This is a genomic window from Corynebacterium sp. HMSC05E07, from assembly GCF_001807225.1.
Lineage (GTDB): Bacteria > Actinomycetota > Actinomycetes > Mycobacteriales > Mycobacteriaceae > Corynebacterium > Corynebacterium singulare.
This window is the reverse complement of sequence record NZ_KV788234.1, coordinates 1-13,816: the sequence shown is the minus strand read 5'-3', so window position 1 is coordinate 13,816 and position 13,816 is coordinate 1. Positions and strand designations below refer to the sequence as shown.

The window sequence follows — 13,816 nt, the reverse complement described above, 5'->3', positions numbered from 1 at the left end:
CCGTGTCCAAAATGTCGCTAGACATCACATAACCTCCCTAATTCAGGGCGCCCTTTGTACCAACTAGTGTTGTTCAGTGGGATTGAAGATGACATGTGCCCATTCTTTTTAGCTTCTAAGACCCCAAGGAGAACCACCCATGACGCACCGCGCAGACGCAGGGCTTGAGCCGACTCAGGAGACGTCGTTTGTGCCGCAGCCAGGAAACCAGGAGGCCCGTCGGGCGGACCTGCGCCGCTGGAAGGCGATTGCGCTGTCCTTCCTCATTGTGGCGGCAGTGATCTTTTTGGGGTGCTCGTGGTGGCAGGCGTCGGCAAGCGGGGCTCCCGTCTGGGTGGGGTACGTGCGCGCGGCGGCCGAGGCCGGCATGGTCGGTGGACTGGCGGACTGGTTTGCGGTCACCGCGCTGTTCCGCCGACCCATGGGCCTGCCCATCCCGCACACCGCGCTGATTCCTAACAACAAGGACCGCGTGGGTGATGCGCTCAAGGACTTCGTGGAGGAGAACTTCCTCACCGCGGATGCGCTCAGCGCCAAGGTGCGCGAGGCCGAGATTCCGCTGTGGCTGGCGCGCCAGGGCGTGGAACCCGGCAAGGCAGAGGAGGTCTCCGCGTGGATTGGTGAGCGTGCCGCCAGCGTGGTGTCGGATTTGGACGCGGCGGAGGCGGAGCACTTTATCAAGACCCAAGTCATGGACCGCCTCGCTGAACCGGAGTGGGGACCGCCGATGGGCAGGCTGTTGGAGGGCTACATTGCGGACGGCAAGGCCCGGCCGCTCGAGGATGACCTCATTGAGTGGGCACACGGGAAGATTCTCGGCATGGAGTCCACCGTGGTCACGGCTATCGACGAACGCATGCCGGGCTGGGCGCCGCGCTTTGCCCGCGAGATGGTGGGGGAGAAGGTTTATACCGAGCTCGTTGAATTTGCCAACGAGGTTCGCCACAACGGCAACCACGAAGCCCGCCTGGCTATACGCCGTAACTTGTCCAAGCTGGCCGCGGACCTGCAGTGGGATGAGGACATGCGCGGGCGCATCGAGGGAATTAAGCAGGAGATGCTGGCCTCCGACCAAGTACAGAAGGCACCGGCGGCGATGTGGGGTACGGTATCGTCCACGCTCATTGACCAGCTCAATGACCCGGAGTCCTTCCTACGCCAGAAGGTTACGTCCAAGGTGAAGGAACTGGCGCACCGCTTGTTGGAGGATTCCGAGTTCCTAGCCCAAGCCAACGAGCTCGTGGACAAGGCCGCGCGCTATGCCGTGGAGAAGTTCGCGCCAGAAATCATCGCGATTATCCCGGAGACCATCAAGCGCTGGGATGCGGAGGAAGCCTCCCAGAACATTGAGCTCATGGTGGGCAAGGACCTGCAGTTCATTCGTCTGAACGGCACCGTGGTGGGTGCGCTGGCTGGTCTGGTTATCTACACTGTTAACCATCTGCTTTTTGGCATCTAACAAGGAGTTATGACCATGTCCGTATTTGACTCAATCAAGAATGCCGGTACTTCTGCTTTTGATGTGGCCAAAGACTTCGGTGGCCGCTTCAAGGAGGAGCGCCAGAACCAAGCCCAGAGCGCGCAGGCAGACCGCATTGCGCGTGCCGCCGATGCTGCCGGCATGGGTGACGGTACTTCCAAGGAGGAATCCTTCCTGGACCGCGTGACGTCCACGGCGAAGAACATCGGCGAGTCCGTGTCCTCCGCCGCGCGTGAGACCCGTAATTCGGAATCCTTCGAGAAAGCGCGTGAGGATTTCTCCACTGCCTTCACTGAGACCCGTGAGGGTGTTGAGGAGGCCATCAACAACGCCAAGGACAAGCGCGCTGAGAGTCAGACGCCGCAGAGCCCGCGTAATCCCTATTCACCGAAGCCGAAGGACAACATCATTGACGGCGAAGTCGTTGACGAGAATTAATTAATGCACACTTTTCTTGACATTATTGCCTCGATACCGCGCTACACCTTTATGGCGGTGTCTCTCTTCGCACTGCTGGGCGCTATCCTCGCCGCCATGACCCGTGAGGACGCCTTCCGTGCCGGGGATCGCCAGAACAAGTGGGTCTGGGTAGGCCTGTTAGCCGGTTCAGCACTGCTGATGAACACGCCGCTGCCGTTTGTCAGATGGGTAGGTGCCATCATCACTGGCCTGTACTGGTTCGATGTGCGCCCGCAGCTTAAAGCCATCATCAACGGCGATTACTCCTACTGATGCAGGTTCTTCTTCAGGCCTCCCTTGAGGAGGTCCGTGCGCAGTCGCCTCGCCAGCGGGTTGTTGTGTCACCACACCACGTCCTTGCGGCCGACAAGGCCGAGCACATCATCGCCGTGGCAGGCTATCCCACTGGACGCCACCACTCCCTGGTGAAGGCCGCGGAGGCACGTCTGGCTGTGCAATCCGGTGCGGCGGAGGTGTGGGTTGCGGTGGACGCTGCGCTTGGCGACGTCACCTCGCTCCTCTCCGAGCTTGTCACCCTCCGCGAGGCTTGCCCCCTTCCCGTGCGCCTCGGCCTCATCCTCCCCACAGACGCTTCCCTGTCCGTCGCCAAGCTCGCCCATACTGCTGAGCAGGCGGGCTATCAGTGCCTCGTCGTTTCAGACGACGGCGAGCTTCCTACTCTGGACTCCCAGCTGCCGATTGAACGCTTCTGAACCAGGCTAGTTGGCGGGGGCGGTTGCTGGCGCAGGAGCCGTAGCAGCATCAAGTTCGCTCATCGGTACATTCTGGCCGACCATGGTGAGGGTGACCTCGCCAGCACCGACATCGACGGATTCGAAGGTGAGTTGCTGACCCGCCAGCTGCTCCGCCATACCCTCCGCTAGGGCATCAGAGATCGCCGTGGTGGCCTGCTCTGGAAGGTCGAAGCCGAACAGGGAGGCCTTCTCGGCGTTGATGGCGAGCTTGCCATCGCGGGCTTCGGGCTTGAGCGCGAGCTCAGCTAATCCGCCAGCAAATTCCACGGAGAGGTTATCTTCCGCATCGTGGGCAGTAATCCCCGTGACGACGAGGTTGCCTAGGGCGTCATAGCCGGACTGGTCCGCAATGGCCTTCTGGAAGCTGGCGAGCAGGAACTGATCCGGAACCGTGGTTGAGGCGCGCAGGGAGCCCGCCACCGGTTCCTTGGACAACGTCATGTCCTCCACGTGGACATCTGCCGCTGGCTGGCCGGTGATGTTGGTGCCCTCAATCTTCAGAGTGGACGGGGTCTTCATATCCATCTGCGGGATCTTGCCGTTGAGCATGCCAAAGATCATCGGGCTGGCGCCAAAGCTCACCTCTGGTTCTTCCGACGTCTCCACGCCTTGGTCCTTGGCGGACTGGACAAACTGGTCCTTCATCTGGGTGCCCAGGAACCAGCGCAGTCCCAGTTCAGCTAGCAAAATGATGAGCAGGAGCGCTACCAGCACGCCGATGAAGATTTTCCAGGCCGTTGCGGCACGAGATGTAGAAGAAGCCATGACTACCAGTGTGGCGCATGGTCTTAAAGTCCGCCAACTACAACGTCCCAATCAACTGTGAGCACGTTATCTCGCAGGCGGCGATGCACTGGGTGGACCATGCTCAGGCTTTGCCGGGCCATGCGCCACCGCACTCGCGGGCCATAGGGAGCCCATCCGGCGGCGCGATCCCAGGCGTCGTCAGCCGCCTGCAAGAGCTCGTGGATGGGCTCGCCGGGAACATTCTTATGGATCAGGATTTTAGGAAGTCGCTCCGCTAGATCACTCGGTCGCTCCACATCGAAGGGATCCCAGGCGAGGGTAAGTGTGCGGGGCCCGGAGGCGTCGAGAAGCACCCAGGCGGCCCTGCGCCCCAACTCGTCGCAGGTTCCTTCCACGAAGAACCCACCGGGAGCGAGACCTGAGGTCACCGTCTGCCACGCCTTTTCCACCTGGTCCACATCGTATTGGCGCAGCACATTAAACGCGCGCACGAGCTGCGGACGGTAGCCTGCCAGCTCGAAACCGCCGAGTTCAAAGGTGACGCCATCACGCGGTGGCAGGACGCGCTCGGGGGAAATCTCCAAACCCGTCACCCGGGTACGCGGATTGATGCGGCGCAGCCAGCCTGCCCACTCCACCGTCGTGGTGTGGGAGGCGCCGTAGCCGACGTCGAGAGCCAGCGGCTCGTGCGTGGAGCGCAGCAGGAAAGAAATCTCTGGATGCGCCACCATCCAGCGGTCACAACGGCGCAGACGGTTGGGGTTTGTCGTACCCCGGGTAATAACGCCAAAAGGCCGACCAGCGCTTTCCTGCGCTCGCAGGTTATGCGCGTGATCGGCCATGGCAACAGACGTGTATCAGAGGTCGTGTGTTAGAGGTTGTTGGAGATCCACTCTTCGGTGAGCTTGCCCTCGTTGGTGTAGAGCTCCTGCAGTGCCTCGGCCACCTTCGGCTCAATGGCTGCGCCCATCATCGGGATGTTGACGGATACCTCGGTGACGTAATCCAGAGCAGTGGTCTCGCCCTGGCCCTTGTAGGTGATGTCACCCTTGAAGTCGACCGGGGTGCCCTTGACGTCAGCGACGAAGGAGACGGACATCTGATCATCGACAACCTCGCCGATGGTCACGGTGCGCTTCTCCTTGAGGTCCTGGGAGACCATGGCGCGCACGGCCTCCGGCAGGAGGGAGGTCGGCAGAATCTCGAAGAGCACGGCGGTGTTGCCGGTGAACTCGTGCACGGTGCCCGGTTCCGGGGACAGCTTAGCCACAATGAAGTCCCAGTATTCCTGGGTGGTCAGTGCCTTGTGCACCTTATCGATTGGCTGGTTGATGATAACGGTGTTTTCGCTACGGGTTGACATGAGTTACAGACTACCTTGGTAGACGTGCTAGATAAATTCATGACCCTCGCTGAACTGGACGGTGTCACTCTCGATTCCGAGACCACCTTTGCTGATCTCACCACCTTGCGCATTGGTGGCGCCCCGCTGGTGGCGGTGCGTTGTGCCAGTGCGGAAGCGGCGATTGCAGCGTTGGCCGCGCTTGACGACGCCTCCCAGGACTACCTCGTCGTCGGCGGCGGATCCAACCTGGTCGTGGCCGAAGGCCAGCTCGATGTCGTGGTTGTCATCCTCGATTTCGATGACATCGATGCCTCCGTGGCGGATGGACTCCTCCGTGCAGACGCAGGTGCCATGTGGGATGACGTCGTGGCTCTGTCCGTGGACTGCGGCCTGGGTGGCATTGAGTGCCTCTCCGGTATCCCAGGCAATGCCGGTGCCGTGCCGGTGCAGAACGTGGGCGCGTACGGCGCTGAGACGTCCGACGTTCTCACGCAGGTCTACCTCTACGAGCGCGCTACTCGTACCGCATCGTGGGTGCCAGCTGAGGACTTGGAGCTGGCGTATCGCTACTCCAACTTGAAGTTCACTGGGCGCGGCGTGGTGCTGGCCATTGAGCTGCAGCTCACCACCGATGGCCTGTCGAAGCCCCTTCGCTTTGGCCAACTCACCCAGAACCCCGGGGAGCGCCGCCCCGTCGCCGAAGTCCGCGAAGAAGTACTGGCGCTGCGCCGCAGCAAGGGTATGGTGCTCGACCCAGAGGACCATGACACCTGGTCGGCCGGTTCCTTCTTTACCAACCCCATCGTGGAACCGAAGCTCGCCGATTCCATCCAAGAAGCCGTCCGCGCCGCCCGCGGCGACGAGGATGCGGACCGCATGCCCCGCCATGCGGTGCCTTCTACCACGTCGGAGAAAAAGGAAAAACTCTCCGCCGCCTGGCTCATCGAACGCGCCGGCTTTGCCAAGGGCTACCCGGGCCAACAGTCCGGTGCGCGGGCAACGCTGTCCACCAAGCACACCCTGGCCCTGACCAACCGCGGTGAGGCCACTGCAGACGACATCGTCGCCCTTGCCCGCGAGATTCGCGCCGGGGTTGAGAAGGCCTTCGGCGTCACTCTGGAGCCGGAGCCCATCTGGCTGGGTGTGAGTATTTAGGCCATCACGTTGAGCCACTCATCCTTGGCTGCTAGGAAATCACGCGCAGCCTCCTGCGCGCCCTCGAGGGAGTGGTGGGCGCCCCAGCCACACTGCACCTCGTTGGCGGCGGGAACCTCGGTGGCGGTGAGAATGTCATTGAGCGCGCCCTCGACGGCGCGGAGTAGCTCATCCTGCTCCATGCCGTTGGTGATGGCATAGAAGCCGGTGCGGCAACCCATCGGGGCAAAGCCAATGAGCTTATCGGTGTAGTTGCGCATGTAGTTGGCCATCATGTGCTCGACCGAGTGCAGCGCCTCCGTGCCGAGGTGTGCCTTGTTAGGCTGGCAGAAGCGCAGGTCATACTTGATAATTTCGACGCCGCCGCCCAGGTCGGTGCGGTCGGCCACACGAATATAAGGAGCAGCCACCTTGCGGTGGTCGAGTTCGAAAGACTTCACGTTGATCTTATTCTCGGCGTTGTTCTCAGTCATGCCTCCCCAGTGTAATCACGGCCTTGTTGTGTTCCGAGTGTCCTGCCCCTGAATGCGGGCTGTACCGCATACGCTGGACAGACATGAGTGAAGAGGAGATCGGGGGCAATGCCACCCCGGTCGAGAGACCAGAGACGATCGTGCCGTGGAATAGCTCGACCATCCTGGAAGTCGAAGGCCACGATGACGCACGTGATCCTTTTGCTAAAGACAATCGCCTTCGCCTGGAGAGCTGGGGGCTAGTCTTGCGCCGCACGTGGAATGACTTCTTCCACGATGCTTTCATGGACCGTGCTGCCGGAATGACGTATTTCACGCTCATGGCGTTTGCGCCCACGGTACTAGCAGCCTATTCCATCGCTACCCTTATTTTTTCCTCCCGCAGGGAGGAAGTAGAGCGGATGACCTCGCAGTTCATTGAACAGTACATTCCCAGTTCCTTTTCGGAGGAAGCGAATGTCGTTGTCAGCGCGATTATCGGTTCAAGCGCCCAAGGTACCTTGGCCCTGATCGTGTCGTTGGCTATTTCCTTGTTTTCTGCGTCGGCGTATGTGCGGGCTTTCGCGCGCACAGCCAATACGGTGTATGGGCGTGTGGAAGGCCGCGGCATTATTCGCACGTGGTCGCTGATGTGGGGGCTCACCGCCATTATTGTCATCGGTGCGGTCATTGTGCTCTTTGCTAATTTGTTGCGTGACACTGTCATTAGCGAGGCTATCTTCCCCTTTGCCCGTCGGGTGGGGCTTGAAGATGCCGCTACCTACCTGGTTCAGGCCTTTCTCCCCGTGTGGAATTGGTTGCGTTTTCCTGTCACGGTGGTCGTGGTTCTTACGCTGATTGCGGTGCTCTACCACTTCAGTCCTAACGTGCGCCCGAGTCGTTTTCGCTGGATTACGTACGGTTCGGTGGTGGCGCTGGTGGGCACTGTTGGGGTCTGGGGGTTGTTCGGACTGTACATCATGTATCTTGCCGCGGCCAGCGCTTATGGTGCGTTGAGTACCGTCCTTGCCTTCTTCATGGCCATTTGGCTGATGAACACTGTGCTTATTGTCGGCGTCAAAGTTGATGCTGAGGTACTGCGTGCAAAGGAACTTCAACTCGGGATGCATTCGGAGCGCTTCATTCAGGCTCCGCCGCGCTCCGATGCGTCCTCCCGCGCGCAAGCCCGTGCTCAGAAACGCCTTGAGCACAAGGCGCGTGAGATTTCAGATAGCGCTCGGCAGGCACAGGTGGAGGAGTAGGTGCGACCTTTCTTCTTCGACAGTGGCTTGTAAAGCTCGTCGTCAGAGTTGACTGATGTACCGTCTAGTTTTCGGGTTTCAAAGCCCAATGGTCGCAGCAAGTGAACATGCCTTCCCACGTGGACTCATCCTTCCATCACCACGAATAGGCCGATGGTCAGTACGAGCTCAATGATGAAGCCGAGGACTGCTCCCACCGCTGCGGTGCACAGCGCGATGATGGGCCAGAGGTTCCTCTGGTCTTTCATGAACAAACCAGCAAATCCCAAAATGACGGCAGTGCCGAGAAAAACCGTGTCAAACAGGAACATGAAGGGCAGGCAGGCAAGAACAAATCCGATCAGCGCCGCGATGAAGGCGATGATTCCCATAACGTTGGATTGCGGCTGCGGCGGTTGTGGCGGCTGCGCGGCACCGTAGAAGTTCTGTTGGCCATACGGCCCATTCTGTGGAGGCGGGATGTGTGAGGGCTGGAAACCGGAGGGATGCTGGGGAGGTTGTGTCATAGTGTCCTATTTCAATGCGAGGAAGAAGGGAATCTCAGTGCCAGGCGCGATAATCCCGAAGGTACCGTCTTCAGCGCCGTTCTCCGGCACGCTGACAGCAACTCTGCCGGTACGCTTCTCCTGCGGCTGGAAAGGGGTGTCCACGTCCATAAACCCATCGACGTCCCACTTGATGGGTTGCCCGTTCTCCTCCTCGCCAGGGTCGAAGTAGAGGAACGCCATCTCCGAGCTAGCGTCAGTCTCATTACCGGTGTACGTCAGCGTCAAGTCAAAAACTAAGTACTTGCGACCGCCTTCTGGCTTTTCATAGGACGGGTCCGCAGCCATGACCTCGTCAGTACCGTCGAAGTTGAGGTTGCTGACGTCCACCGCCCATTCAGGTCCGTTCAACGTGGTGTTGAGAGGCATGGGGTTTGAGCGCGAACCAGGGGTGCCGTCCTCCAGGACCTGGTTGCCGTTTTCGTCGGGAACGCTATTGAAGTACTCAGTCAAGATGGGGGTAGGGGAGCTTGTGCTTTCCGACGTCCCCTCCTCGCCCCACGGCCGCACCGTCGTCCCCACAATGGAACTTTCCGACCCCGGATCAAGGGTGGTGTCCGGCAGAGAGCCCATAATTTTAGCGGCCATAAAGAAGAAAAAGACTATCGAGGCCAAGAAGCATCCCACGACGGAAATGAGTAGCCCGGCCACGCCCCACAGCGTTGACTGGTTGCTGAGGAAAAGTGAGAGGATGCCGCATATAAACGCTACGGCGAGCATGATCCAGCCCACGACGTAAATAACAGGGATGCAGGAGATAATGGTGCCCACAACCGCCAGTGCCGTGGCAGCAATTCCAAGACTGGACTTTGTCTTAGAAGGCCCTGGCTGGGGTGCTTCATATCCGCCGGCGGTGCCATAAGGGGAGCTCAATGGTGTGAAGGGCTGGTTAGTGGCATACGGGTTCTGCTGCGGTGGACCTTGCTGGCCCGAGCCTTGCTGACCAGGACGAGGGGGCGGAGTGTGCGGTGGATATGGAGGCTGAGTCATCAGGTGGCTCTTTCAGAAGGGAGGAGAGGTGAGTGGAACCTCATAATAATCGCCGCGTGAGCCCGTGACCCGGGAAGCGGGGAGAGTTCCCGCTTCCCGGAAAGGCACTACGCCGCTGGGAACGTGCCATCGCCGCCGAGGCGCGCGGAGTCGTCGAGAAGCATCGCGATTTCCGCAGCCTTGGCGTTGTGAGCCGGCAGGCGGCGGCCCTCGATGACCTCAAACAACGGTGCACGGCCCAGCATGCCAGCCTCGAAATGGGCGCGGCCAGCACGCAGGCGCTGCTCGGCACGCTCACGCCACGAGGAGGCGGCAACCGCCCCGCGCTGCTGGGATACGGCCTGCTCAAACACGCCTGGGTGGGCGTAGACGATGAGCGCGCTGACGTGGCCGAAGCCCAGCGAGGTCAGCGCCGCGGCCTTCACGCTGTGGCCCGCAGAGCCGAGGTCCAGCGGGGAGTGCAGCCACACCAGGTTCGGCGCCTTCGGGGCGATGAGCGGGTCGACGCAGTCCAGGGACACGTTCGCCGGGATGCGGTGCGTGCGGAAGACGTCGATGATACCGCCGGTCTGGAAGAGCGCGGCGCCGGCTTTGGAGTGGCCGGTGAGCGTCTTTTGGGAGATGACAAACATCGGTTGATCCGCGTCGCGGCCAATCGCCGGCCACAGGATGGAGTGCAGCTCGGACTCGTTCGGGTCGTTGGCGCGGGAGATGAAGCGCTCGTCGATGCCGCCGGCGACCACGACGTCGGCCTTGCCCAGTGCACTCTTGCTGCATAACCAAGATAAAGATCCAGCCCACTCTCGACTAGGGCGAGGCGGGCTGAACGATTAAACGAAGCTTGTCACGGCGCACGACACCCCGCCAGACGGACGAACAAATGAGCAGGCAGTGAATGCGGTTGAATGGACGGTGTCAAGTTTTCGTGGCTGGGTGAATTTCCTTGCATCATTAATTGCTTGTAGAAATCGCGTACATCGTGTAGGTTCACACGCAGCACTAACAGCCCGAAAGAAGAACGAGAAAGCTAAAGGAGGCGAACCGCGATGATGACCCATAACAATCAGCCGCTAGGACGCTTCTTTAAGCAACTCTTCTAATAGGCTGACTTGACCATTTCCCGGGAAAGCGGCCCTGCTTATCCCGGACGTTGGTGCCAGCCGCGCGACCCGCGCGCACAACTCACAAGTCAGCCGCCCAAGCAGGCCCTTTCTCACGAACTGCGTTACGTAAACGCAGAGAAAGGCTCTCTTATGCGCCTGCACAACTTCGCCTCCATTGTTGAAGACAAGACGGTGGCGCAGGCACAACTCGTCGCTGACCTGCCCTTCGTCTACCCACACGTGGCGCTCATGCCTGATGCCCACTTTGGCAAGGGCTCCTCGGTCGGCACCGTCTTCGGCACGCTGCGTGCCGTCATCCCGGCGGCCGTCGGCGTGGACATCGGCTGCGGCATGATTGCCGTGCGGACCCACCTCACGCACGCGGATATCCAGGACTTCGCGCTCGAGGACCTGCGCACCGCAGTCGAAGACTCCATTCCGCTCTCGCCCGGCAATTACAACGGTTGGATCATGGACCCGCGCACCGAGGCTCGTACGCGTGAGCTCGCGCAGCTGGCCCAGGACACCGGCGTGGATCTCGGCCACTCCAAAAACTGGCGTCAGCAGCTGGGCAGCTTGGGCGGTGGCAACCACTTCATCGAGCTGTGTCTCGACGAAGAGGACCGCGTCTGGCTGTTCCTGCATTCTGGCTCGCGCGGCGTGGGCAACAAGATTGCCCAGAAACACATCAAGGCCGCGCAGCGCCACTGCGAGAAGCATTGGATCCAGCTCGCGGACAAGGACCTGGCCTACCTCGTCGAGGGCACGGAAGAGTTCGACTCCTACATTGCGGATCTCCACTGGGCACAGCACTTTGCGCTGCTCAACCGCGATGAGATGATGGACCGCTTCCTCGACTGCGTCGCCACCTGGTCCGGCGCGGATCGCGAGACCCTCGAGCTCGAGCGCATCAATTGCCACCACAACTACACCCAGCGCGAGAACCACTACGGTAAGAACGTGTGGCTCACGCGTAAGGGCGCCATCAAGGCGGACGAAGGCGACCTCGGCCTCATCCCCGGCTCGATGGGCACCACTAGCTACGTCGTGGAAGGCAAGGGCTACCCGCCGGGCCTCAAGTCTGCGCCGCACGGCGCGGGTCGCGTCATGTCGCGCACCCAGGCCAAGGCCCGCTTCACCGAGGCGGACCTTGCCGCACGCATGGAAGGCATCGTCTACCGTCCCGGCGCCGAGTTCGTCGATGAGATTCCGGACGCCTACAAGGACATCGACTGCGTGATGGCCGATGCCGCCCAGCTCGTCGAGGTCAAGCACACCCTGCGCCAGATCCTCAACGTCAAGGGCACCTAACCTGCGCCATGATGGGACCGTCACTTTTAGTGACGGTCTCTTTTGAGCTTTCCGACGCCCCCCTCCTCCTGCAGCGTCGCATCAGCACGACGCTTTGCCTTATGCAAGGAAACGAAGTGCGTGACCACTATTGATTACTGCTTATTTATCGCGAAGGGCTGGAACTGCTCGGCCGGTCGGAGGTGAAAGCTGAGTATTAAACTGCGTCGAGGCGAGTTGGCGTTCAGCATCGTCGACCAGCATGAAAACATCGTCAGCGAAGTAACCGAGAAGCCCGCCCGCACCGATGACTTTCTTACGTAGAATGCCAGCGTCGGTGAGTGAATCGAGAGAATCTCGGGCCGTGCTTGTCGATGAAATCCCCAGCTCGGACTTCACGATGGACACCGTGACCAAAGGCATAGCAGGAAGCTTCTTGAGCAGTTGGAACTCCGTCGAATTTGATTTCAATGCGCGCTTGCTTCCTTGCGCAGTGCGGTGGTGATTTACCTTGTCCATCCATTCTGCTTCTAGGGCGGCGACGCTATCCGCAAGTTCAGCTGCTTTGGTGGTGGCGACTTGTGCAGCCTCGACGAAGAAAGAGATCCATGCCAGCACGTCACCCTCGCGGAATTTCGTGAGTCCGTTGACGTAACGGTCACCGAGCGTTGCCAGAACCATACTGACGGGGAGAACCGCAGCATCGGTGAGCCCTCTGCGCTGTAAAAGCGCGTGAATCATGGCTCGCCCCACGCGTCCATTCCCATCCGGGAATGGGTGGATGGTCTCGAACTGTGCATGAACGAGCGCTGCTTGAACGAGCGCGGCGTGGTCTGCCCCGTTGAAGTATTCAATGAGATCATCGAGGAGTTCCGGGACTTGCACGGGAGGCGGGGGAACAAAAGCTGCATCGATGGGGTGATAGTTAGATCCGCCAATCCAGTTTTGAGTAGTACGTACTCCTTGTAAAGGCTTTTCTGCAACGAGCGCTGTCTGTATTGCAACAAGGTCATCCAGGACCAGCTCGTCTTTGTAAGCCAAGTCTGCATTGATGGTGTCGAGGATGGCGACATTGCGGGCGACAGCTGTTGCGGATTCTTTGAAACCCCGAATGTCGGAATCTGATTCACGCGCGAGGATCGCCATGGCCACTTTGTCGGAGTTCGGAGCAATTCCCTCGATCCGGGAGGAAGCGACGGCCTCAGAACGGAGCAGGAGTCGCGCAACTCCTTCAAGGGAGTGGGTATTGTCTCTCATCCCAAGATTGTGAATCTCCCGCTCGATGCGAACGATACGTCGCGAGAGCTCGGACGGAAGCTTTAACGACATGCCTGCAAGTGGATCGGGAACGAAAGCGTGATACTTACCTCCTTGTTTGGCGCGTCGAGAAAGACCGCTGCCATCAGCGGGGATCCATTCCAATTCGACTGTCTTTGCCACAGTTGACTCCTCTCATGCGCTTGGGGCATTGGGGATAAGGTTTATCTTGGTAGATTGATATCCTAGTTTACCGGGATAGCCGTTATCCCGGTGGACTGCGAGCGCAATGCGCCAGATAACTCTTATCGTGAGTCACCGCTTTGTTAAAGACGTTTGATACGGTCCTATGCTTCGTATGGTTCTGGATGAGTGGAAAAGATTATCGGAACCAATCGCTCGATTTTGGGGTATTGGTACTAGCAATTCGGCACCAACGTCGCCGAGGATGATGATGCAGCGTCGCCCACAGAAAAGCTGGCTGATACGGAAAGAATCCGTCGGCGAGAGCGCGAAAGCCAGCGGCTTCGTGAAGAGCGCGATATTCTGCGCAAGGCCGCGAAGTATTTTGCTTAAAGAGACGACCTGGTGATCCGCTTCCAGTTCACTTGTGACCATATCCCCGACTACTCGGTCAAGCGGATGTGCACAGTCCTGGGCTTAAATCGGTCTTCGTATTACAAGTGGAAGAACTCGGCTCCGCGGCGCCGTGCGCGCCTTTTAGATGACGCTGTGGTGGCCGCGGAGATCCAGACCATTTTCGACGCTGAAAACGGCGTGTGGGGCGCTCGTCGCATCACCGCCGAACTCAACGACCCCACACGTCGCGACGGTGCTACAACCCCTGCCAAGCGGATCAATCGCAAAAAGGTGGCACGTTTGATGCGGGCCCAGAACCTGTTCGGATTTCAAAAGAAGCGCAGGGTCTAGACCACTGTGCGCGACAAAGGGGCTCTTCCGGTTTCGGAGTGCGTAG

At 59.9% G+C, this 13,816-nt stretch carries 15 protein-coding genes and 1 pseudogene; 8 read left to right on the top strand and 8 right to left on the bottom strand.

All coding sequences use genetic code 11. The features are described from left to right. Positions 1-139 precede the first annotated feature (139 nt). The 4 genes from HMPREF3149_RS07285 to HMPREF3149_RS07270 are packed head-to-tail and all read left to right on the top strand — an operon-like array spanning position 140 to position 2,652. On the top strand, positions 140-1,459 hold the full coding sequence (locus tag HMPREF3149_RS07285) for a DUF445 domain-containing protein (protein ID WP_070537285.1): 1,320 nt from the start codon (positions 140-142) through the stop codon (positions 1,457-1,459). 15 nt (positions 1,460-1,474) lie between these two features. Continuing rightward, positions 1,475-1,918 (top strand): CGLAU_01105 family protein, encoded by a 444-nt coding sequence (locus HMPREF3149_RS07280; RefSeq protein ID WP_070537286.1) that lies wholly within the window; start codon positions 1,475-1,477, stop codon positions 1,916-1,918. A 3-nt stretch (positions 1,919-1,921) separates the two neighbouring features. Next, the gene (locus HMPREF3149_RS07275) at positions 1,922-2,212 is read left to right on the top strand and encodes a DUF2516 family protein (protein ID WP_042529073.1); all 291 of its coding nucleotides are present in this window, start codon (positions 1,922-1,924) and stop codon (positions 2,210-2,212) included. Then, entirely contained in the window at positions 2,212-2,652 is a 441-nt protein-coding gene (locus tag HMPREF3149_RS07270; protein ID WP_070537284.1) for a deoxyribose-phosphate aldolase, read from the top strand. Before HMPREF3149_RS07275 ends, HMPREF3149_RS07270 begins: the two co-directional genes overlap by 1 nt. A gap of 6 nt (positions 2,653-2,658) precedes the next feature. Here the strand turns inward: HMPREF3149_RS07270 and HMPREF3149_RS07265 are convergent, their stop codons facing one another. The 3 genes from HMPREF3149_RS07265 to HMPREF3149_RS07255 are packed head-to-tail and all read right to left on the bottom strand — an operon-like array spanning position 2,659 to position 4,804. Then, on the bottom strand, positions 2,659-3,459 hold the full coding sequence (locus tag HMPREF3149_RS07265; protein WP_042529077.1) for an LmeA family phospholipid-binding protein: 801 nt from the start codon (positions 3,457-3,459) through the stop codon (positions 2,659-2,661). Positions 3,460-3,482: 23 nt separating this feature from the next. Continuing rightward, the gene (locus HMPREF3149_RS07260) at positions 3,483-4,283 is read right to left on the bottom strand and encodes a class I SAM-dependent methyltransferase (protein ID WP_070537283.1); all 801 of its coding nucleotides are present in this window, start codon (positions 4,281-4,283) and stop codon (positions 3,483-3,485) included. A gap of 29 nt (positions 4,284-4,312) precedes the next feature. Next, entirely contained in the window at positions 4,313-4,804 is a 492-nt protein-coding gene (locus HMPREF3149_RS07255; RefSeq protein ID WP_042529081.1) for a DUF2505 domain-containing protein, read from the bottom strand. Between the two features lie 24 nt (positions 4,805-4,828). On the opposite strand from HMPREF3149_RS07255, the gene HMPREF3149_RS07250 reads away from it, so the two are divergent. Next, a complete protein-coding gene (locus tag HMPREF3149_RS07250; RefSeq protein WP_070537282.1) occupies positions 4,829-5,941 on the top strand; it encodes a UDP-N-acetylmuramate dehydrogenase in 1,113 nt (370 codons plus the stop codon). Here HMPREF3149_RS07250 and HMPREF3149_RS07245 read toward each other — a convergent pair. Next, entirely contained in the window at positions 5,938-6,414 is a 477-nt protein-coding gene (locus HMPREF3149_RS07245) for an S-ribosylhomocysteine lyase (RefSeq protein WP_070537281.1), read from the bottom strand. The genes HMPREF3149_RS07250 and HMPREF3149_RS07245 overlap by 4 nt on opposite strands. 83 nt (positions 6,415-6,497) lie before the next feature. Here HMPREF3149_RS07245 and HMPREF3149_RS07240 point away from each other — a divergent pair, with 83 nt between their 5' ends. After that, positions 6,498-7,655 carry a YihY/virulence factor BrkB family protein gene (locus HMPREF3149_RS07240; protein ID WP_070537280.1) on the top strand — a complete coding sequence of 386 codons (1,158 nt, stop codon included), beginning with the start codon at positions 6,498-6,500 and terminating at the stop codon, positions 7,653-7,655. 125 nt (positions 7,656-7,780) lie between these two features. On the opposite strand, the gene HMPREF3149_RS07235 is transcribed toward HMPREF3149_RS07240, so the two are convergent. The 3 genes and pseudogenes from HMPREF3149_RS07235 to HMPREF3149_RS07225 form a co-directional block, all read right to left on the bottom strand. After that, positions 7,781-8,161 carry a hypothetical protein gene (locus HMPREF3149_RS07235; RefSeq protein ID WP_070537279.1) on the bottom strand — a complete coding sequence of 127 codons (381 nt, stop codon included), beginning with the start codon at positions 8,159-8,161 and terminating at the stop codon, positions 7,781-7,783. 6 nt (positions 8,162-8,167) lie between these two features. After that, complete coding sequence (locus HMPREF3149_RS07230; RefSeq protein ID WP_141741473.1) at positions 8,168-9,190, bottom strand: divalent metal cation transporter; 1,023 nt, start codon at positions 9,188-9,190, stop codon at positions 8,168-8,170. 107 nt (positions 9,191-9,297) lie between these two features. Further along, positions 9,298-9,900, bottom strand: a pseudogene (locus tag HMPREF3149_RS07225) (hypothetical protein); the annotation flags it as partial. Between the two features lie 543 nt (positions 9,901-10,443). Between HMPREF3149_RS07225 and HMPREF3149_RS07220 the strand changes: the two are divergent. After that, a complete protein-coding gene (locus tag HMPREF3149_RS07220; protein ID WP_042529098.1) occupies positions 10,444-11,604 on the top strand; it encodes an RtcB family protein in 1,161 nt (386 codons plus the stop codon). A gap of 141 nt (positions 11,605-11,745) precedes the next feature. Here HMPREF3149_RS07220 and HMPREF3149_RS13590 read toward each other — a convergent pair whose 3' ends face one another. Next, positions 11,746-13,023 (bottom strand): Fic family protein, encoded by a 1,278-nt coding sequence (locus tag HMPREF3149_RS13590; protein WP_070537276.1) that lies wholly within the window; start codon positions 13,021-13,023, stop codon positions 11,746-11,748. A gap of 405 nt (positions 13,024-13,428) precedes the next feature. Between HMPREF3149_RS13590 and HMPREF3149_RS07210 the strand changes: the two genes are divergently transcribed. Continuing rightward, positions 13,429-13,770 carry an IS3 family transposase gene (locus HMPREF3149_RS07210; protein WP_005531138.1) on the top strand — a complete coding sequence of 114 codons (342 nt, stop codon included), beginning with the start codon at positions 13,429-13,431 and terminating at the stop codon, positions 13,768-13,770. Positions 13,771-13,816 lie beyond the last annotated feature (46 nt).

Bases quoted from the DNA above. Each gene is read 5' to 3' on its own strand.
- HMPREF3149_RS07235 (WP_070537279.1), bottom strand. From the start codon at position 8,161: ATGACACAACCTCCCCAGCATCCCTCCGGTTTCCAGCCCTCACACATC.
- HMPREF3149_RS07285 (WP_070537285.1), top strand. From the start codon at position 140: ATGACGCACCGCGCAGACGCAGGGCTTGAGCCGACTCAGGAGACGTCG.
- HMPREF3149_RS07220 (WP_042529098.1), top strand. From the start codon at position 10,444: ATGCGCCTGCACAACTTCGCCTCCATTGTTGAAGACAAGACGGTGGCG.
- HMPREF3149_RS07270 (WP_070537284.1), top strand. From the start codon at position 2,212: ATGCAGGTTCTTCTTCAGGCCTCCCTTGAGGAGGTCCGTGCGCAGTCG.
- HMPREF3149_RS07265 (WP_042529077.1), bottom strand. From the start codon at position 3,459: ATGGCTTCTTCTACATCTCGTGCCGCAACGGCCTGGAAAATCTTCATC.
- HMPREF3149_RS07280 (WP_070537286.1), top strand. From the start codon at position 1,475: ATGTCCGTATTTGACTCAATCAAGAATGCCGGTACTTCTGCTTTTGAT.
- HMPREF3149_RS07240 (WP_070537280.1), top strand. From the start codon at position 6,498: ATGAGTGAAGAGGAGATCGGGGGCAATGCCACCCCGGTCGAGAGACCA.
- HMPREF3149_RS07230 (WP_141741473.1), bottom strand. From the start codon at position 9,190: ATGACTCAGCCTCCATATCCACCGCACACTCCGCCCCCTCGTCCTGGT.
- HMPREF3149_RS07260 (WP_070537283.1), bottom strand. From the start codon at position 4,283: ATGGCCGATCACGCGCATAACCTGCGAGCGCAGGAAAGCGCTGGTCGG.
- HMPREF3149_RS07245 (WP_070537281.1), bottom strand. From the start codon at position 6,414: ATGACTGAGAACAACGCCGAGAATAAGATCAACGTGAAGTCTTTCGAA.
- HMPREF3149_RS07275 (WP_042529073.1), top strand. From the start codon at position 1,922: ATGCACACTTTTCTTGACATTATTGCCTCGATACCGCGCTACACCTTT.
- HMPREF3149_RS07255 (WP_042529081.1), bottom strand. From the start codon at position 4,804: ATGTCAACCCGTAGCGAAAACACCGTTATCATCAACCAGCCAATCGAT.